The sequence below is a fragment of the Bacteroides sp. 2_2_4 genome (genome assembly GCF_000157055.1).
Taxonomy (GTDB): domain Bacteria; phylum Bacteroidota; class Bacteroidia; order Bacteroidales; family Bacteroidaceae; genus Bacteroides; species Bacteroides ovatus.
This window is the reverse complement of sequence record NZ_EQ973357.1, coordinates 384,554-406,397: the sequence shown is the minus strand read 5'-3', so window position 1 is coordinate 406,397 and position 21,844 is coordinate 384,554. Positions and strand designations below refer to the sequence as shown.

Below are 21,844 nucleotides of genomic sequence, written 5' to 3'. Positions count from 1 at the left end.
CGATAAATATGGTGTAACAAAGAAACTGATTTGCACGGAATTCTCTATGGTACGTGCTTTAAATCCTCATGTAGCCGACGCACTGGGAGAATGGGGAACCAAGCATGGTTATACGGCCGGGATGAAAATTTACGAATACCTTAATCTGATAGCTGAAAAAGCTAATGCCGGTACACCGGTCAGTGCAACCGAGTTCAAGAGCCTTTTTGAGAGTTATTCCTGGTATCCGAAGAATTGGTATAAAACTTTTTATGAGGTGTTCAAGAAATATGATACGTATGCCATTACCGGACGTTTTAGTGTGGTTCCCGGTGGAGCGAGAGCTGTTTACGATGCGAAGACTGAAATGTGGGAACTTGGAGGAATTTATTTTTCCCGTTATTTAGGACTGGATGCAGACGGATTCTACAATCCCAATCCATTGCTGTATCCCGATTTCATCGCTGCCCGGGATGGATTGGCAGTTTCCAGCCTTGTCGGAGGGCAACGGGAATTGTTCATTCGTTGGGGGAATGGAGCCGATAAAACAGGTATATTGTCAGTAACAGATGAAAATGGAACAGAGGTAGTACGTCGGTCGCTTGATTCGGAGAATGACTATACATTGGTTGAAAATCTTGTTCCCGGAACTGCCTACCATGTAGCATTGCTGAAATCGGATGATGCCGTGTTGTGGAAGGATGATGTTAAGACCAAGTCTGTAACAGGAAAGTTTCCTTTGTTGAAATATCAACAAGTGGATGAATATATGTTAGTACAACTATTAAATTTGCCGGCTGATGTCTCATCTTATAAAGTAAAGCTGGATGGACAGGAAATCAATATAGTGAATAAGAACCTGAACGGACAAATACTTACCGCCGAAGTGACTTATAAGGATGGATCGGTAGAAATATTGTCGACAACTATTAGAAAGTAATTATCTTAAATTTATTCGCTTATGAAAGTAATATATGTAGTGTTGGTATGTTTGTTGGCTTTCACCTCTTGTGCGGAGACGGAATATGCCGAAAACGGGGTTGATAAGAAGAATATAACAGGATATACCGAAGTTGGGTTTTATAGTTTGGATGGAATTTGTACTTTTACAGAGCAGGAACAACTTCAGGCTGCAATTAATCCTAAACGGTTGACTTATCGCCTGCAAAATTCGGATCAAAGCAAATACATTCATGTGAAGTTTGACGGGAAGCCCACGGCTGTCGGTCAAAAGATAAAGGCTGAATTCTCATTCCAAGGAGTTTCTTTCCTCAAAGAAGGGATGGAGATGGAAGTAGTTCGTATAGATGGAGANTAANGTTTGGTTGTCAGGAGATAACGTCGGTATGGTAATCCCTGTTTTTAATAATTAAAAGAAAGATATTATGAAAAGATACATTCCTGTTGTAGCGTCATTAATGGCGTTTTCGTTGATAGCATGTGGTGAAGTCATGGATCTGACACAGCCGGAAAAGGCTGAAGTTACCTATTCCAATATTACCTTGTCGCTTTATCAGACAGGCAAATATGATTTATATCTGGATGAGCCGGAATACCAATATAACATTATGGTGGAGAAAAGCCATTGCGAAAAAGAAGCAAAGGCGGAATTGGCTGTTGTCGATGCCAAAGAGTTTGGTGAAGAATATCACCTCTTACCTGTGGAATATTATGATCTGGATGGAAGTAATTTTAATTTTAAGGGGGACGATGTCCTGCGTATGGTAAATTTGCGCTTCCATGATTTAGGTACGCTTGACGGATCAAAGAAATACGTTCTCGGTTTGAAACTGGTTTCCGACGATCTTGCAGTCAATCAAGAGAAAAGTACAATGACTTTCTTCCTGCAACAGAAACAGGGAGAAATCGACAACCCTTATACCGTGGCGACAACGAGCGACTTGATAACTCTCGGAGAGAAACTCAAAGATGGTAAGACGATCTATGCCAAGATAGAGAATGATATTGATTTGCAAGGTGTAGACTGGCAACCGATAGAGACTTCGGTTTCCAAACAACTTGTATTGGATGGAGGCGGACATACGATTCGTAATCTGAAAGTAAATACTTCCTCTTCTGTTAATCAGGGATTCTTTGGATTGTTGGTTGGTAAGTGTTCCAATATAAACTTTGAAAATGCGCAGATTACAGCCAATACAAAGATGGCAGGCATCCTTGCCGGACAGGTGGGAGCTGCTACTTCTCCGGGTATCGTGGAGAATGTTCGGGTATCCGGTACGATTTCTTTAACTTCGGGAACGGGAGCGGCTGCCTGGGATAACGGTCAGGCTGGTGGTATCTGTGCAAGACTTCATGGTGCAGATAGTAAAATTCATCAGTGTACATCGGCAACGGATATTACTGCCGTATGGTGCGCCGGCGGTATTTGTGGGGAAACGAGAGGCGGAGCAACGATCTCTCAATGCTCTTCCACTGGGGATATTGTGACTGAATCATGTGTAGGAGGCATCGTTGGACGTATGTTATATTCTATCGTTACGCAGTGTTATTCTTCAGGTCTCGCACAAGCTTTCCCGATGAAAGTGGCGAATCCTGCGGGTGGTATTGCCGGATTTGTAGATCCTAGTCCGACAGCTGTGATCTCTTATTGTTATTCCGATTGCGAGGTTTCCGCTCAAAACCAGGTAGGCGGTATTATGGGATTTGCTAACAAGGCGACAGGAATCACCGTAACACATTGTGTGGCTTGGAACCAGAAATTATTCTCTAACGGTGCACCCAAGTCGGGAAGAATTTGCGGACGCTTTAACAAGAATGAGGCTAATAATTGCTATGCGAATCCGAATATGGAATGTCGTTTTTCTGCCAATACGCCTGCTATCGTAGATGAACAAATACCCAACTACGCAGCACAAAACTTTGGTGCCGACCGTTACAATGGTCTTTCTACGATGAGCACCCCGATAGATGCTGCCAAGGCTCTTTCCTGGGATAAATCAATATGGAATCTCACAGGGGATAAACCCGGTTTGGTTTGGATGATAGATTGAAATTTTGTAGATGAGATAAAGATCAGATATAGAATAAAATAGGTATGAAGAAACATAAAATGACAAAAAGACTTATTCTCGCATTAGGAATCATTTGTTTGTCTGTCACCGGGGTGCGGGCTGATTCAGTTAATGAGAAGGAGATCACTTATGCCGATCCTACAATTTATGTGGAAAACGGCAAGTACTACCTCACAGGTACACGTAATCAGGAACCTCTTGGATTTGCCATTCTCGAATCGACCGATCTGGAGCATTGGACAGTGCCTGATGGCAGTTCCCTGCAACTGATTCTGCGGAAAGGAGATCGAACGTATGGTGAAAAAGGCTTCTGGGCACCTCAATACTTTAAGGATAAAAGAACTTATTATTTCACTTATACCGCTAATGAGCAAACAGTAATTGCTTCCTCAAAATCGGTATTCGGACCTTTTCGTCAGAAGGAAGTCAAGCCGATAGACGCTTCTGCTAAGAATATAGACTCTTTCCTATTTAAGGATGATGATGGGAAATACTACCTATATCATGTCCGCTTTAATAAAGGAAATTACCTTTGGGTAGCCGAGTTTGACATAAAGAAAGGAAGTATCAAACCGGAAACATTGAAACAATGTATGGACTGTACGGAGCCTTGGGAAAAGACTCCGAACTATAAGTCTGCACCGGTGATGGAAGGACCGACTGTTATGAAGTGGGACGGGGTATATTACCTCTTCTATTCTGCCAATCATTTTATGAATATCGACTATTCGGTAGGTTATGCCACTGCTTCTTCCCCTTTCGGTCCGTGGAAAAAGCATCCGAACAGTCCGATCATTCATCGCAGCCTCGTAGGAGAAAACGGATCAGGACATGGAGATGTATTTAAAGGTCTGGATGGAAAATATTACTATGTTTACCACGTTCATCGTTCAGATTCCACCGTGTCCCCTCGTAAAACACGTATTGTTCCGCTCATCCTGAAGAAAGGAAACGATGGCATATACAACATCACCGTAGACAAAGAGCACGTCATAAAGCCAATGTGGAAATGATTTGTTCAGAAATGTAGTAGAGAAATCTATTTTGCACATTTGTACGGGTTTTGAGGATAATCTTCCTTTTCATTTGAAGATTTTCCCGCTTAATTTGTGTCTTGAGATAAAGAATTTGTTAACAGTTAAAAATAATGTTTATGAAAAGAGACAGACTTTATTTTTCTTTCTTATGTCTTTGTTGCTTTTTGTTTTGTGCGCTGGACGTGCAGGCACAACAAGATTATTGGAAGGGACAAGTGAAGGATGCAGTATCCGGTGAACCGATGATTGGCGTCAGTGTTCGCGTGAAAGGTACGGGAAGCGGTACGATTACTGATTTTGACGGTAATTTTACTGTGAAGGCATCAAAAGGAGACATACTTGTCATTTCTTATGTGGGTTATAAAACTCTGGAACTGGATTTAAAGAATAAAACGACTTTAGGCGTAATCTCTTTAGGAGAAGATACGGAGACCCTGGAAGAAGTGGTAGTGGTTGGATACGGTGTACAGAAAAAGGTGTCCAGTGTCGGTTCCATTGCTACTGCAAAAGGAGATGATTTATTAAAGATAGGTAGCGTGAACTCCGTTTCCGAAGCTTTGCAAGGCCAGATGCCCGGTGTGGTTGCCATCAATTCCACTTCAAAGCCGGGAGCCGATAAAGCTTCTTTGTTGATTCGTGGTAAGTCCACTTGGGGAGAAGCTGCTCCGTTAGTATTGGTGGACGGTATCGAACGTGACTTCAATGATGTCGATGTGAACGAAATTGAATCTATTTCCGTACTGAAAGACGCTTCGGCAACTGCGGTTTACGGTGTGAAAGGTGCGAACGGCGTTATCTTGCTGACAACCAAACGTGGACTCGAACAGAAACCGGAAATCTCATTCACTGCTAACTTCGGTTTTAAACAACCTTCTGCTGCTCCTGAATGGTCTGACTATGTGACCTCTATGAAACAGTATAACAGAGCCCAGGCTAATGATGGTAACTGGGGAGCAATGGTTCCCGAATCTACCATTACCGCATGGGAAAATGCGTATGCTACCGGAAATTACGGTCCGTATAACGATGTCTTTCCCGAAGTGGACTGGTGGAAAGAACTGGTAAAGAATGTAGGTTATGAACAGGCTTATAATCTTAATGTACGCGGTGGTACGAAGAAAATGAGTTATTTCGTATCTTTGGGTTATTTGCATGACGGAGATATTTTTAATACTACCAAACAAGAGGATTTCGATCCTTCCTTCTCTTACCGTCGTTATAACTGGCGTAGTAATTTCGACTTCAATATCACAAGTACTACTAAACTTTCGTTCAATGTGGCCGGTAAGATGGGTTATCAGAACCAACCGTCTTATTATGAGAATGTCGATTCTCCGGATGAACGTTTTTTTAAAACGTTCTTTACGGCTCCAAGTAATGAATTTCCGATTAAATATAGTAATGGAATATGGGGAGACGGGTTAAGCTCCGATCAAAATATAGCCTGTCTGATGAACGAAGGAGGTAGTCGTAATATTAAGCAACATCAAGGTTTCTACGATGTAATCTTGAATCAGAAGCTGGACTTTATTACAAAGGGACTGTCATTGAAAGCATCATTGTCTTACACTACTTCTTCTTCATGGACTACCCAGATCATGCCGGGTAAGATTTTAGGTAAAGACGATTTGGTTGCCCAACGTACACATATTCGTATTAATCGTGTGTATGATTACGCCAATCCTATTTATAATGCTGACGGAACAATTACTTATAATTATACCGAGAAACGCTATCCGGATGAAAATGCTCCCGGAGATTTGCCTGTTGGTGGTGTTTATGACGGTTTCAAGGCTTACGGACGTAAACTTTATTACGAATTAGCATTGAATTATAGTCGCCAGTTTGGCGATCACGATGTAAGCGCCTTATTTGTGTTTAACCGTAAGATGAACGAATCGACCAATACTGCTAATTCGGGTGTGATGAACTTCCCGGCTTACGAAGAAGACTGGGTAGGCCGTGTCACTTACAACTTCAAAGAGCGTTATCTTGCTGAATTTAACGGTGCCTACACTGGTTCGGAAAAATTTGCTCCGGGACGCCGTTTCGGATTCTTCCCCTCTGCCTCTATTGGTTGGCGTATCAGTGAAGAACCATGGGTAAAGAAATTGACCAAAGGTGTACTGACCAACCTGAAAGTGCGCTATTCGTATGGAGTAGTTGGTAATGATAAAGGTGCTACCCGTTTCAACTATATTCAGAAGTTTGAGCAACTATCTGCCAATGCGCAGTTTGGTAAATATCAGACCAGTAACTGGGGACCTTTATACAAAGAAGGAAAACTGGCCGACCCCGATGCTACCTGGGAAGAATCTATCAAGCAGAATATTGGTATCGAAATAGGTTTGTGGGGTAAACTAAACTTTACTGTGGATTTGTTCGACGAAAAGCGTAATAACATTTTGATGACACGTAATACGATTCCGTCATGGGCCGATAGTGGTATTGCTTTTCCGCAGGTGAATCTGGGTAAGACTAAAAATCACGGTCTCGAACTGGATATTGCCTGGAACGACCATATTGGAAAGTTTAATTATTACGCGAAGTTTAATTTTGCAACCAGTGAGAATCGTGTCGTTTTTATTGATGATCCGAAGAACCAGAGCGAATATTTGAAAAAAGCCGGAAAGTCAATCGGATATGTGAACAAATACCTGGCAACAGGAAACTTCCAGTCATTGGATGATATTTATAACTCGGCGCAGTCCACTATTGCCAATGGTACACACAACACGCTGATTCCGGGAGACTTGTACTACATCGATTATAATGGAGACGGTATGATTGATGCCAAGGATATGGTTCCGATGAAAAACCTGAACTATCCGACCACTACCCTCGGATTTACATTGGGAGGTTCTTACAAAGGAATCGGATTCAATATGTTGTGGTACAGTGCTATGGATGTTTATAAAGAAGCAATTCCTTCCTATTTATGGGACTTCCCGGAAGGTAATATCAAGGCTCAACCGAATACGTTGAATACATGGACAGCCGATGCTTCGATTCAAAGCGGTCCGGTTCGCCCCAGTATTCATGTTCAGAGAAGTTATAATTCGGTGGCCAGTACATACACATATACCAACCATGCTTATCTTCGCTTGAAGAACCTGGAAGTGAATTATCAGATTCCGAAGCGTTGGTTGCAGCCTTTACGTCTGACAAAACTGCAAGTATATGTCAACGGCAGCAATTTGCTGACGTTCTCAAAAGGAGATTCCCGTCGTGACCCCGAACATTCGGGACAGAATGTTTATCCGGTGGTGAGACGTTATAACATTGGTTTTAGATTAGGATTATGAGACACTTTAAATTTACTGATATGAGAAGACATAAGTTGAATTGGATATGGATCATTCTATTGGGGCTGTTTATAGGAAGCTGTGAGGACTATCTGGACCGCTCTCCCGATGACGGACTTTCCGAAGATGATGTTTATAAAGATTATAGCAGTTTGTTAGGGTTCATGGACCGCATCTTTCAAAATGATGATATATTAATCTTTACACATGGTATCAACTCTTATTCGAATGCATACGTAACAGTAGGTAATTTATCGGACGAATATGCATCTGTTCGCGATAATGATCCGTCGAAGTTTGTCAATGCAGGTAACTGGCTGGAGAATGCCGGTACACGTTTCGAAATAGGAAGTAAAAGTGATGGGAAGAATTTCAAAAGTGCTATTTCTCGTGCTTATACCGGACTTCGTATCGTGAACCGTGTAATTAGCGGAGTAGATCAAGTGAAATCCATCACAGACGACCAAAGGAGAAAACTGTTGGGACAGGCTCATTTCCTGCGTGCCTACTTCTATTTTGAGATTATCAAACGATATGGCGGAATGCCCATCTTTGACCAGCTTTGGGGAGCATCGGACGACTTTGACTTTCCTCGTAAAACTTATCAGGAATCCAATGCTTGGATGCAGACTGACTTGGATAAAGCCATTGAATATTTACCTATAAGCTGGCCTGACGAGGAACATGGACGGCCTGACAGAGTAAGCGCCATGGCATTAAAAGCGATGACACAGCTGTATGCTGCCAGCCCTTTGATGCAGAATGACCTGAATTCTATTGAAAACAAAGGATATGGAAAAGAGATGGCTGCTGAAGCTGCCCGTAGTGCGCAAAAGGCGATCAATGCTATTGAAAGTCACGAATATTATCGCCTGATGAATCATGACGAATATCGTAGTATTCAATTAATGCCTAATTCCAATCAATTCGCACAACCGGAATATTTATGGTTCCTGCGTTGGCATCATGGCAACTGGTCTGCTTTCGTCAGAGCGCAGTGGCTGACACAACCATACGATAATAAAACCGGTGCCGAAGGTACTCCTTATAATGCTCCGACACAAAATGCGGTAGATATGTACGAACGTAAGGGAGCCGACGGCAACTACTATCCGATCACTGATCCGCGTTCCGGTTATGATGCGGTAAAGACTACCAATCCTTACTCGGATAGAGACCCTCGCTTCACGAATAATATCCTCGTGCCCGGTGAGCAATGGGGGAAGAATTTACAGGGTGTTCCCTATTATCTGACTACTTATTCGGGCGGTTACTCCGAGAACTTCATTTCTACCAATCAGTTTACGAGAGGCTCTCAACAGACCGGATATATGTGTAAGAAGTTCATCTGGCCGGAAGCAAGTGTGCCTTTGTTTGGCGAAGCTGGTTTCCAATTATATCGTCTGGTGGCTGTGTACATTCGTGTTTCGCAAGTTTATCTGGATATGGCAGAGGCTTCATACGAAGCGACAGGTGATCCGGATGCAGTCGTTACGGGTTGTACGATGTCGGCCCGTCAGGCTTTGAATAAAATCCGTGTAAGAGCCGGAATTGGTGAACTGCCGGATGGAGTTGACTTTAGAGAAGCTTATCGTCGGGAACGTGGTGTGGAATTGATGTTCGAAGGACACCGCTGGTATGATATCCGCCGTTGGATGATTGCTGAAGATCTGTTTAAGGGTGAATATCCGATCATGGGTGTCAAAGCAACTCCGATCAACCATTCTTATACGGCCAACCAGTTGAAAGAGGAAAAAGCCTGCACTTATAAGTTGACCGACTTTACTTACGAGTATATTCCGGTGAGGACAGCCGTGCGGACGTTTAACAAGCGTAATTATTGGTATCCACTACCGATGGATGAAGTGGCGGCTTTGGATAATCTTCAACAGAATCCCGGATGGTGATACCTATAAATAAAGAAAAGTATATGAGAAACAAGATTAGATATATAAGACTGATAGGGCTCATATTTGTCCTTATCGTTGGCTCTAGCCTGACTTTCGCACAGAATAAATCAAAGAGAAAGTCGGCGAAGAAGCCTTTGGTGGAAGTAGTTTCTATTGTTACCGACGAGAAAGGTAGCCCGTTGAAGAATGTTTCTATCATTTGTGGAGAAGGCGCAGTCGTTCTATATACAGATGCAAAGGGACGTTTTCAGACGAAGGTCGAGAATGACGCAACCGTCATGGTGGAGGCTTTGGGATATGAAGATAAAGTGTATAAGCTGACAGGCAGCAATATCGTTCCTGAAAAGATTGTCCTGAAGAAAGAGCCTCTGTTCCTGACCGAAGAATCGTTGGTGAATAGAGCCGATGGTGGCAAGACGTATAAAGGGAATGAAGTAGGCGCAACGAGCGTACTGGAGAACGGACAGTTTGGAACCTTCCCTGATTTGACGCTGACTAATATGCTGCAAGGTAAAATGTTAGGTCTGCAAGTTCGCTCCACAGTCAGCGGATTGGGAAACAATACTCCTGATTTATTTATCCGTGGCCAGCATGGCATGTCGGAGAATACAGCTATTGTTATCATCGATGGTGTGGAACGTCCGGCAGCGGATTTGATTCCTGAAGAAATCGAACGTATCGAGTTGCTGAAAGATGCCACTGCCAAGATTCTTTATGGGGCACGTGCTGCGAATGGCGTACTTTGGGTGACTACCCGCAGAGGAAAGGCCAACCGCCGCATTTATAACGCAACCGCTGAAGCAGGTGTGGTACAGATGACGCGTACTCCTGATTTCCTGAATTCTTATCAGTATGCTAATCTGTACAATGAAGCGCGTGCAAACGACGGACTGACTCCTTACTATAATCAGAAACAACTGGAAGGATATAAAAACTCCAAAGGAGCCAATGATCTATTGTATCCGAACGTCGATCTGTACGATCAGTTGTTGAACAAAAATGCCAACTATCGGAAAGTATCGTTCGATATGACGGGAGGTACCGACAGAGTGCGTTATGCCCTGATTGCCGGATATGTAGGAGGTAGCGGATTTGAAGACGTCACCTATACTCCGCAATTGCACCGCCTGACTCTTCGCGGAAACCTCGACTTCAATGTAACGGATTTCCTGACTATATCCGCAGACGTTGCCGGACGTATGGAAATGCGTAAATGGGGGCAATTGGACTGTGGTCAGGTATTTACGGCCCTGTCTACGCATCGTCCGAATGAATACCCGCTGACTATGTCATCGGAAGAAACCGGATTGGCCAGCTCGGACGGGATTCCCTTGTTTGGCGCAAGTCTGTTGCGTCCGATGAATGCATACGCGGAAACGATGTACGGAGGATATACGGATGAGCGTTATACACGCAGCCAGACCAATATCGGTTTGAAATTTGATCTTGATATGCTGACAAAAGGATTGAAAGCCGGTGCTTTCCTTTCTTTCGACAACTATGATTACCTGCAACTCTCTTTGAGCAAAGTCTATCCGACGTATGCCATCAAGACATATCGTGACTTTGCCGGTGAGGAACAGATCATGTACACCCAGATGAAGAAAACAGATGTAGCCACTTCACAAAGCCGGAAGTCGACTACTTTGCAGCAGACATTGGGTTGGAATGCCTTTGCCGCATACGAGAATACATTCAACCAAAAGCATGATGTATCGGCACGGCTGACTTACATGTACTCGAAAACAACGAATCAGGGAGTGACCCAGGACATTATCAATGCAAACTACGCATTGCGTCTGAACTATATGTATGACCGCCGCTATGCTGTGGAAGCCGACATGGCATTGATGGGAAGCAACCGTTTCAAATCGGGAGATAAATACTTCTTCTCGGCTGCAGGCGGCCTTGCCTGGATTCTAAGCAATGAAGATTTCCTGAAAGACAATGAATACGTGAACTTCTTGAAACTGAAAACCAGCGCCGGTATATTGGGCTATGACAGAAGCACGGAACATTTATTGTATGAACGTGCCTGGTCGCAAGACGGCAGCTTCCGGTTCGGAACAACGAACAACGGTGCTACGGCTTACTATTCCACTTTTGTCCGTGCAGGCAATCCGAACCTGAAATGGGAAAAGGCAGCAGAATGGAACATCGGTGTGGAAGGCCTGTTTCTGAACAACCGCTTATATACCGAAATAAACTATTTTCGTGAGAAACATACGGACATCATTGGTTCTGTTGATGCCTCTTACGGGGATTATACTGGTAACTTTACCTACCAGGACAACATGGGCTCTGTCTTGAATCACGGTATAGAAGGAATGTTCACTTGGAGCGACCGTATCAACGACTGGGCTTATTCGGTAGGAGCCAATTTCGTATGGTCAAAGAATAAAGTATTGAAATGGAACCAGGTGAAACATGGTGAAGAATACCGCTACACAGTGGGGCGTTCTACCGATGCTATGATGGGACTGGTTGCCGAAGGATTATTTGGCAAAGATGTAGTCATCAACGGACATGCAACCCAGACGTTTGCCGATTATCAGGAAGGCGACATCGCCTACAAAGACCTGAACGGTGATAAAATCATTGACGGTCGTGACGTAAAGGAACTCGGAAACTCATTCCCACGTACTACATTGGGCATCGATTTCAATGTAAGTTATAAAGGCTGGGGGTTGTATCTTCAGGGATATTCCGAACTGGGCGTTCACACTTGGGCAACGAATGCTTATTACTGGAATAATGGAGAAGGTAAATACTCCAAACTGGCATTAGACCGTTATCATCCGGCAAACAATCCGACCGGAAATTATCCGCGCCTGACAACCACTGCTGGTGAGAACAACTTCCGCAATTCTTCTTTCTGGTTGAAGAATACAAGCTTCTTCCGTATGAAGAATGTTGAATTGAGCTACACGTTCAATCAGTTCTCCCCAAGTTCGGTAGTGAAGAAGATGAAGGTTTTCGCTCGTGGTGCAAACTTGTTTGTGCTTTCTTCCGTGAAAGATTTGGATCCTGAATTGCTGAATGCCGGTGTGACAAACTACCCGGTGACGCGTACTTTTACAGGCGGAGTCTCTTTTGTATTTTAATTTTGAACAATTAATAGATGGCAATATGAAACATATATTAGGAAGTTGCGTTTTAGCAGGTCTGTTTCTCTTTTGTGCTTGTGACGACACATTGGATACAAAGGTGACGTGGCAGATCGGAGACTCTGATACCTGGAGAGTGCCGGAACTTGCTCAAGGCGTACTATATAAAGCTTATAATGGCATAGCCAACCGCCCGGATTGTTTTGAAGATAACTTTCTGGATTGTGCTACCGATAATGCAGTGACTAATCTGCGCAGCTCTTCTGTCTATAAATTAAATATGGGTGGGATGACAGCGTTTAACAACCCGATCGGAAACTGGAGTAATGCGTATAACATGTTGAACTATGTAAACTCTTTCCTCGAAAACGGCTTGACCGACCAGGTGCAGTACAACCGCACCGATCCGGAAGTGGACAAGCAAATCAAGCTGCGTCTGGAAGGTGAATCGTATTTCCTGCGTGCATGGTGGCATTTTGAGCTATTGAAGATGTACGGCGGAAAGGCGAAGAATGGAAAAGCGTTGGGTATTCCGTTGGCAGATCATTTTATTTCGCAGGATGAGGCCGCGCAGAACGGTGAATTTCTTCGTCCTACTTATCAGGCAACAGTCGATTTTATCGTCAACGATTTGGATAATGCCATCGAGTTATTACCGAATGTGTATCAGGGAGATGACCTGGAGTTTGGTAATACACAAATCGGCCGTGCCACGAAAGCGGCGGCAGCTGTTCTGAAAAGTCGTGCGCTTTTATATAGCGCAAGCCCTGCCATGCAGGATGATGACGTGACGAAGATCACCGGCATGGGACAATTCGAAATTCTGAATCCTACGGTTTACCAGGCAAAATGGGAAGCGGTAGCCAAAGAGATCAATAAGATTCTGGGCATGGAAGGTTTCGGAACTTATGTTCCTGTTGCGGCTTCCTCCATTGCCGATGTGCAGACCGAAAGTTCCGATTATGCTTTCCGCAAATATTTTAATAGTAATCTACTGGAAGGCCTTCATTTCCCGCCATTCTATTATGGAAGTGCTCGTACCACTCCTTCTCATAATCTGGTAAAGGCTTTTTATGCGAAGAATGGTTATCCGGCAACCGATGTTCGTTCCGGTGTCGATCTGTCTGATCCTGATTTCGATCTGACGCAGCTTTATGCCGTACTTGATAATCGCTTTGCGCTGAATGTCTACTATCATAGTGCTATATTTGGCGATTCCGGCCAGCCGTTGGATATGTCCGAGGGTGGAAAAGATTCTCCTTCGTTTAGTGAGAATGCTACACGTACGGGTTATTATTTGGCTAAATTCGTTTCCAAGAAATCGGCTATGCTGAATCCGATTCAGACCTTAAACTCGGTTCATTACAATCCTTTGTTACGAAAATCGGAAGTTCTTCTTAACTTTGCCGAAGCTGCTAATGAGGCTTGGGGCAACCCGACGGTGAAAGCCGAAGGATGCCTGTATTCTGCATACGAAATATTGAAAACAATCCGTTCGCAAGCCGGGGGTATCAATTTTGATCTTTATCTGGATGAAATGGCTCAAAGTAAGGACTCGTTCAGAAAGTTGATTCAGAACGAACGTCGCTTGGAATTTACTTTCGAGAATCATCGTTATTTTGATATGCGTCGTTGGGTATTGCCGTTGAACGAAGAGGTGGAGGGTGTTACCGTTACCCGTAAGGAAGATGGTACATTCAGCTTCAAAGTACAGAAAGTGGAACAACGGAAATATGAAGTGAAAAACTATTTCATGCCGCTACCGTATGCAGAGCTGGAAAAGAATAAGAATCTAATGAATAATCAGGGTTGGGAATAACGTGCTGTTGATATAAATACTTATTTACAATGAAAAGACTAAATATATTATGGATAGGGCTGATAAGCGTTCTGATGACTGCTTGTTATGACGATTATGAAAAGGACTACGATAAGAGTTCTGTGTACTTTGCTTCGCAAAAACCTCTGCGGACACTGGTAGCCGATACAGATATGTCGATAAAGGTGGGAGTGGCTATTGGCGGTAAAAGAGAGGTGCATACCGATGATTGGGCTACGTTCGAGATCGATCCGTCTTTATTGGATGGTACGGGCTTGACACTAATGCCGGAAAACTATTATCAGTTGGCTAATCCGAATAAGATGACAATTAGCAATCCGAATCTGGCAATAGCAGATGTGAAAGTGACTTTCTCCGATGCTTTCTATGAAGACAATGCTGCTTTGAACAAGCACTATGCAATCCCTTTCCGGTTGGTCGATCATAATCAGGATGAAATTAGTACTGATGTGAATGGTAATTTGAAGGATTACAGTATTGTAGTTGTCAAATTTGTCAGCCAGTATCACGGTACCTACTTTGTGAAAGGAAAAGTTACCAATTTGTCTACCCAGCAGGTTACTGAATACAGTAACAAGGATTTGAGTCAGAATATGACCCGCGACTTTGTTTCGTTAGGTAGAAACAAAGTACGCAGACCGGGTTTCGGAAACACATTGGAAAACAATGAGTCGGTGAATCTGACAGTCAATCCGGATGGAAGCGTCAATATTGAAGCCGGAGGAAGCGTCGCTATCACGGATGCATCCGCCACATTAGATCCTGCAGCCGAATCATTGGAATTTGTAGGGAAACAGCCTAAGTTTACCCTTTCTTATAAGTACACGAAAGGTGGCGTCACTTATCAAGTTGACGAGGAACTGATTCGTCGTCAGAATCCGGAAGCTGATTTACGCTTCCAAGAATGGTAGAATAGGTATTAGTTGATTATAGATTTCTATTGCTCGCCGGTAATTAGCTGCATCAGTGAATGTTGCAGATTAATTACCGGCGATATCTTTTTCTGTTGGGCGTAGTTGATTTACAAGATATACCTACTTGCCCTGTTGGCTATTAATAGCTAACTTCCTTTTGATATAGACCAAACTTCTTTTTGCCGGTTGGATAACTTCCTTTTTCTTCATTCCAAACTATAATTGCAAGCTTTGTTTTTATAAATGCAAGTTCCGTTTATAAAAACAAAGCTTGCAATTATATAAACGGAACTTGCGTTTATAGTTTGAAATAGGGCAAAGACAACTTTACTATGAAGGGAAGAGATCTTTGCAAAGGGAGCAAAAGAACTTTTCTATTAATAGTTGACACGTTGTCTAAGGGTAGGTTGAATTTCTGAAGCAGTTACTTTTGCTTTCTATTTCAACTGTTTGAGAAACTCTGTCGGAGTGATATTAAATTCTTTCTTGAAACACTTTGTAAAGTAGTTTGGATCTGATATACCGACGGCAAATGATGCTTCGGAGACATTCATACCATTCAGTAAATGAGTTTTAGCCTCTTTCATCTTAATGGTCCGTATGAATTGAGTGATGGAGCATCCGGTGAGTGATTTCAGCTTCATGTGCAACAGGCTGCGGCTGATGCGGAGATGGGCTGTGATTTCCGTTACTCCGAAGTCTTCCTTGGTGAGGTTCGCCATAATCAGTTCCATCAGTTCTTTCATGAATATTTCATCCCGCGGGTTGTTGGTTATTTGCTTGATGTTCAGTTCTTCTGCCTGTTTGAAGTGTTCAATGCTCTGTTTCCGGCTCTTTTGGATATTCTGTACCAGCAGTTCCAGATTCTTGGCGTTGAAAGGTTTGGTGATATACGCATCGGCTCCCCGCAGATAACCTTCCGTATGGTCGTTTTCATCGGTCTTTGCAGTCAGGAGGATAACGGGGATATGGCTGGTCGTTACGTCCTGTTTGACACGTTCCGTGAATTCCAGGCCGTCCATCACCGGCATCATTAAATCCGATATAATGAGGTTGGGCAGCTGTTTGGCTATCTTCTTGCAGGCTTCCGCACCGTTATACGCCCGTATAATATCATATTTCTCGCTGAATATGCTGGCAAGATAATCATTCATTTCTTTATTGTCCTCTACAATCATAATAGATTCCCGGGCAGGATCTTTTTCTTTGTTGGTCAGCTTTTCAGGAATGAGTTCGATGGTTTCCTTGATTCGCTGGTTATATTTCTGTATTTCTTCGGTCGTGATGTTCTCGGACGAGCGTTCATCGGGGTTGTAAGCATCCTCGGATACATTCAGGGTAACGATAAAGTCCGAACCTTTGTTGATTTCGCTTTCTACCCGGATTTCACCTTTGTGCATGTGTATGAGCGAACGCGTAAGCGATAATCCCAGTCCGAATCCCTCGCGATGGTCGCGCTTCTCAACCTGGTAATAACTTTCAAATATTTGTTCTTGAGCTTCTTTAGGAATCCCCCTGCCATTGTCTTTGACGGAGATTTGCACAAATGTCCCCTTCTCTTCTTTTATTAGTTTGGCACTCAACTTGACGTATCCGCCGGGCTGGGTATATTTAAATGCGTTTGAGAGCAAGTTATAAAGAATCCGTTCCAGCTTGGAAGGCGAGAACCAGACTTCCTCTTCGGTGTCTTCCAGATTGACGATGAAGTCAATCTCCCGTTCTCCGGCTACAATGTCAAAGATGTGCGACAGTTCTTCCAGAAAGTGCATGATGTCTCCCTTCCGGACGCTGATACGCATCTGTTTCATCTCGATTTTACTGAACGTCAATAGTTCATTAATCAGATAATTCATCCGGTTGGCGTTTCGGTAGATGACTTCCAGTTTCTCTTTATCGTTGTTGCTGATTTGTGGCTGCTGGATCAATCGTTGCAGAGGCGATAGAATCAGGGTCAGCGGTGTTTTCAGGTCATGGGAGATGTAAGTGAAGAAATTGATCTTCTGTTGATTCATATTCTCTATGTTGACGCGTTGTTCATGCTCCGTTTTCAGTCGCATGAGCAGGATGATACGCGTTTTGGTATATCTGTATGCGGCGTAAATGATTAATAGGAAGAGTAGTGCATAAACTAAATATGCTCCCGGTGAGAGCCACCAAGGAGGAAGGACTCTGATGGCAAGGTCCTTTTGGCCCGTTTCGTCCCAGTGGATACCATCTTTGCTGGCTTTGATCTTTAAGATATATCTTCCTGAAGGCAGATTGGAGAAGCGTACCTGATGCTGGTTGCCTACAAACTGCCAGTCCTTGTCGATACCTTCCATTTTCATCGCATATTGAGTGTTGTCGGTATATTGATAATTCAGGCCGGAATATTCGAGACGCAGGGATTGGGCTTGTTCGTGCGTCAGGGTGATCTCTGTCAGTTCGGAGATAGAGGAAGGGATGAATGCTTTCTCATTGTTGGGCGACATATATTCGCTGTTGCTCCAAATGGCAGTCAGTGCAATGTTGAAACGGGGATTGACGGAGCGTACCTGTTCCGGGTAGAAAGAAATCATACCGTTGATAGTTCCGAAATACAATTCTCCGTCAGGCTTCTTGCAGGCGGAGGAGTAGTTGAACTGGTTGATGGGTAATCCGTCGGCCGTGGTATATCGGTCAATGCTTCCTGTTTGGGAATTGATACAACAAAGTCCGTTTCCGGTACCTACCCAAACATTACTCATCTCATCTTCAATGATACCTTTGATGGCGTTGGATCCCAACTGTTCTTTACTGTAAAAGGCGATAATGTTACCGTTGCGGTCTGATACATAAAGCCCGTTGTTGTCTGTACCTATCCATATCCGTTGATGTGAATCGGGGTAGATATAGGTGATGTAGAGATTGGTGTGCGGCAGGATAGGGAGCGAGGTTACTTTCAGTGTATGGGTATTGATCTGAAATATACTGCCTTTTCGGGTTCCTGCCCAAAGTATACTGTCATTAAACTGTACCAGGTTAAAGACATGGAGAGATGAAATTTTTTCCGGGCGGGAGTTTGCTTTCTTCCTGTTGATCAGGAATAAGCCGGAAGGGCCTCCGTACCAGATATGATCGTTCTTGTCTTCGATGATGCAGAAGCCGGAAGAAACCTCATCCGACAATAGATTATAGTCCACCGTGCGGTTTAGATGCGGTATATAGTGAAGAGCTCCTTTCAGGAACAGTCCGAGCCACAAGCTGTTATCTTTGTCGAGCCATAAAGAATGTATGTTCTTGGCGTAGATTTGCATTTGCTTGTGCAGCCGTTCGGCACGGGTGATTTCCTTCTTATTGTCCAGGTAGTTCAATCCGCCATCTTCGGTGGCGATGTACAGACCGTTGTCCGGAGCATTGATAATCTGGCGGACAGCCTTTCCGCTCAAATGATTGAAACTGGCTCCGTATGGATATATCTGGAACTGGTCGGAACCGAATATATAATAGTTGACTCCTCCGAAATAGGTTCCTACCCACATATTATGAGCCTTGTCCTGATAAAGGCTGTAAATGGGAGAATCGTTCAGCGCACTTAAATCCCGTTCCGATTGCTCGTAATGTGCAATCAGTTGATAGAGTTTGTTGAAGACAAAGATGCCATACTCCGTGCCTACCCATATATTCCCCGTATGGTCGGTTGCCGCACACCGGAAGTCTTTCACTTCAAGGTCTTTCGAAAGATTACACAGGGTATTGCTTTGTATATGATAGACGAAAAAATCGTTGTTAGTATTAAATAAAAGCTGGTTGGACGAGATCAGGACAGCATTGTTGCATTGCTGTGTAAAAGGCTGGATGAGAGTCGGGAGGGAAACGAACTGTTTCTTCTCCAGACTGTATCGCATCAGTCCTTTGTTGGTGTCTATCCATAAGGTTTTGTCTCCGTCCTCCGCAAGGTATCTCACATGAGGTTTTTCTTCATCGAGAAGAAAAGGAACGAACAAGCTGTCTTGTTCATTGTAGCGATAGAGTCCGTTGCTACAAGCTGCCAGAAGCATACCATCGCTGGTGTTCAGGAAACAAACATCATCCTTAGTGTTCCCTTTAATCTGGTAACGGCTGAAATCTTCTGTCTCGTAGTTATAGCTGCAGATGCCCTGATCGGTAGAGATCCATAGAATGTTACGGAGCGAATCGTTATATAAGCGTGTGATGAAATTGTGGCGGAGTGAGGTGCTGTCGGCCTCATTATGTGCGAACAGGTTGATATTATAACCGTCATATCGGCACAATCCGTTGCGTGTACCAAACCAGATGAACCCGTGGTTGTCCTGGGTGATTGCATTGATCGTATTATGCGGGAGTCCTTCAGCTATACTTAGCTGTTTGAAGCGTATATTATTATATTGAATCTGTCCCGTCGACAAGCTTGTATTTAAGAGCACGAGACTAAATAAGAGCACGAATTTAAGTAAGGTGGTTCTCATGGCTTTTCTGATTGATTTTCACGACCTAAAGATACGTCTTTTTTTGTTTTGAACAGTCGTAGAATTGTTCAAACGGGCAGCACTCATGTTCAGTTTGCCGCTTCGCTACAGATTTTTATACATGATTGCAGGTATTAAGCATTATTTTTCTGTTTTTCTTGGATAGAAAAGACCACATTTGCAATGTGAAACTCTAAAAACAAATGCTATGAATCATTCGACATTCAAATCCTTTACGTTTGGTATCGGTCTGTTTTTCACATTACCTCTGGTATATGGGAATAGTTCCTCTCCGTCTTCTTCCGATGGAACGTTGTATATCAATAAATCGAAAACCCACAAAGTGGCTCCCGTAAAGTACGGTTTCCATTATGAAGAAATAGGAATGATGGGCGAGGGTGCCCTGCACGCCGAACTGATACGTAACCGTTCGTTTGAAGAAGCTACACCGCCTGCCGGATTATCTGTGAAGAACGGTCTTTATGAAAATGTTCCGGCTCCCCGCGTTAAAGAGAAAAAAGTGTTTCAGGCCGATCCGCTGATTGGATGGACGACTTATCCGTTATCATATACTCCTGTATTTATCAGTCGCACGGATGAAAATCCGATGAGCGGGGAAAATAAGTATTCGATGCTGGTTAATGTCACGGAAGATATTGCGAACCATCCGGATGCCCTGATTCTCAACCGTGGATATTATGGAATGAACCTGAAGACAGATACGTCTTACCGTCTTTCCTTGTTTCTGAAGAACAGGAATTATTCCGCTCCGTTACGTGTATTTCTAGTTGACGAATGGGGACAACGGGTGAGCAATGTGATCGAAGTGAATGTAGGGAATCGGGACTGGACAAAATATACCGGTGAACTGAAACCGGAAAAGAACGTCCGGCGTGGAATGTTTGCCATACAACCGATGTCGAAAGGGCAATTTCAGATAGATGTCGTTTCCCTGTTCCCGTCCGATACCTGGAACGATGGAAAATCCGTATTCCGTAAAGACATTGTTCAGAACCTGAAAGAGTTTTCTCCCAGCTTTATCCGTTTCCCGGGCGGATGCATCGTGCACGGAGTCAATGAAGAAACGATGTATCACTGGAAAAAGACGCTCGGACCGATTGAAAATCGTCCGGGACAGTGGAGCAAATGGGCGCCTTATTACCGTACCGACGGAATCGGCTATCATGAGTTTTATGAATTGTGCGAATATGTGGGAGCTGATGCGATGTATGTGATGCCTACGGGTATGATTTGCAGCGGTTGGGTGAAGCAAAGTCCACAGTGGAATTTCAGACACATTGATGTCGATCTGGACGCTTATATCCAGGATGCGTTGGATGCCATCGAGTATGCTATTGGTGATACAACTACGAAATGGGGAGCCGAACGGGCAAAGAACGGTCATCCTGCTCCTTTCCCGCTAAAATATATCGAGATTGGAAATGAAGATTTCGGACCTGTGTATTGGGAACGTTATGAAAAAATCTATCAGGCGTTGTCCGCCAAATACCCCGACTTGGTTTATATAGCCAATAGTGTCATCCGTGTAGTCGGAAGAGAGAATGACGACAAACGGAAAGATATTCCCAATTTTGTCAACCCGAAGAATGTAAAAGTGTTCGATGAGCATTATTATAACTCAATCGAATGGGCTTGCGAACAGCATTATCGTTTTGATAACTACAAACGGGGTGTTGCCGATCTATTTATCGGCGAATTGGGTATTAGCGGAAAATATCCTTATAACCTGCTGGCTACCGGAGCCATTCGTATGTCAATAGAACGCAACGGCGATCTGAATCCTTTGTTTGCCGAACGTCCGGTGATGAGGCATTGGGACTTTCTGGAACACCGTATCTTCCTGCCGATGTTGATTAATGGAGTAGACAGTAGCGTAAAGACTTCCTTCTTCTATCTGGCAAAGATGTTCAGGGATAACACGTTTGACGTGTGTCTGGATGCAGCGATCAAGGATATAGAAGGTTTGCAGAACATCTTTGTTACGATGGGATATGATACGGCCAGCAAACAATATATCCTGAAACTGATAAACCTGCAGGATAAAAAAGTCACTCTACAACCGGAAGTTTCCGGCTTCAAACGTCCCGTCAAGGCACATAAAACAAGCCTGGTACTGGTTCCGGGAAAAGAAAACACCCCGTTTACCCCGAATGAAGTCCAACCGGTAGAGACGGAAGTCGGACTAGACCTGAATCAGCCGCTCGAATTGGAAGCCGCTTCCATGGTTGTATACCGTTTTAAATTGAAATGA

9 protein-coding genes and 2 pseudogenes are annotated in these 21,844 nt (G+C 43.7%); 10 read left to right on the top strand and 1 reads right to left on the bottom strand.

What is annotated here, in order from left to right:
* From BSCG_RS19950 to BSCG_RS19985, 9 genes and pseudogenes are all read left to right on the top strand, one after another.
* Nucleotides 1-919, top strand: a pseudogene (locus tag BSCG_RS19950) (hypothetical protein); the annotation flags it as partial.
* Between the two features lie 21 nt (nucleotides 920-940).
* Nucleotides 941-1,352: pseudogene (locus tag BSCG_RS30870) on the top strand (hypothetical protein).
* 12 nt (nucleotides 1,353-1,364) lie between these two features.
* Nucleotides 1,365-2,990, top strand: a complete 1,626-nt coding sequence (locus BSCG_RS19955) for a DUF1735 domain-containing protein (protein WP_004317375.1) — start codon at nucleotides 1,365-1,367, stop codon at nucleotides 2,988-2,990.
* Between the two features lie 44 nt (nucleotides 2,991-3,034).
* Entirely contained in the window at nucleotides 3,035-4,024 is a 990-nt protein-coding gene (locus BSCG_RS19960; protein ID WP_008775322.1) for a glycoside hydrolase family 43 protein, read from the top strand.
* A 140-nt stretch (nucleotides 4,025-4,164) separates the two neighbouring features.
* The gene (locus tag BSCG_RS19965) at nucleotides 4,165-7,353 is read left to right on the top strand and encodes a SusC/RagA family TonB-linked outer membrane protein (protein ID WP_032849409.1); all 3,189 of its coding nucleotides are present in this window, start codon (nucleotides 4,165-4,167) and stop codon (nucleotides 7,351-7,353) included.
* Between the two features lie 20 nt (nucleotides 7,354-7,373).
* A complete protein-coding gene (locus BSCG_RS19970; protein WP_008775320.1) occupies nucleotides 7,374-9,260 on the top strand; it encodes a RagB/SusD family nutrient uptake outer membrane protein in 1,887 nt (628 codons plus the stop codon).
* Between the two features lie 23 nt (nucleotides 9,261-9,283).
* On the top strand, nucleotides 9,284-12,367 hold the full coding sequence (locus BSCG_RS19975; RefSeq protein ID WP_032849408.1) for a SusC/RagA family TonB-linked outer membrane protein: 3,084 nt from the start codon (nucleotides 9,284-9,286) through the stop codon (nucleotides 12,365-12,367).
* A 25-nt stretch (nucleotides 12,368-12,392) separates the two neighbouring features.
* Nucleotides 12,393-14,189, top strand: coding sequence for a RagB/SusD family nutrient uptake outer membrane protein (locus BSCG_RS19980; protein ID WP_008775318.1), 1,797 nt, complete (start codon nucleotides 12,393-12,395; stop codon nucleotides 14,187-14,189).
* 29 nt (nucleotides 14,190-14,218) lie between these two features.
* On the top strand, nucleotides 14,219-15,121 hold the full coding sequence (locus BSCG_RS19985; RefSeq protein ID WP_004302773.1) for a BT_3987 domain-containing protein: 903 nt from the start codon (nucleotides 14,219-14,221) through the stop codon (nucleotides 15,119-15,121).
* A gap of 440 nt (nucleotides 15,122-15,561) precedes the next feature.
* On the opposite strand, the gene BSCG_RS19990 is transcribed toward BSCG_RS19985, so the two are convergent.
* Nucleotides 15,562-19,572 (bottom strand): two-component regulator propeller domain-containing protein, encoded by a 4,011-nt coding sequence (locus BSCG_RS19990; protein WP_008775317.1) that lies wholly within the window; start codon nucleotides 19,570-19,572, stop codon nucleotides 15,562-15,564.
* A gap of 208 nt (nucleotides 19,573-19,780) precedes the next feature.
* On the opposite strand from BSCG_RS19990, the gene BSCG_RS19995 reads away from it, so the two are divergent.
* The gene (locus tag BSCG_RS19995) at nucleotides 19,781-21,844 is read left to right on the top strand and encodes an alpha-L-arabinofuranosidase C-terminal domain-containing protein (protein WP_008775316.1); all 2,064 of its coding nucleotides are present in this window, start codon (nucleotides 19,781-19,783) and stop codon (nucleotides 21,842-21,844) included.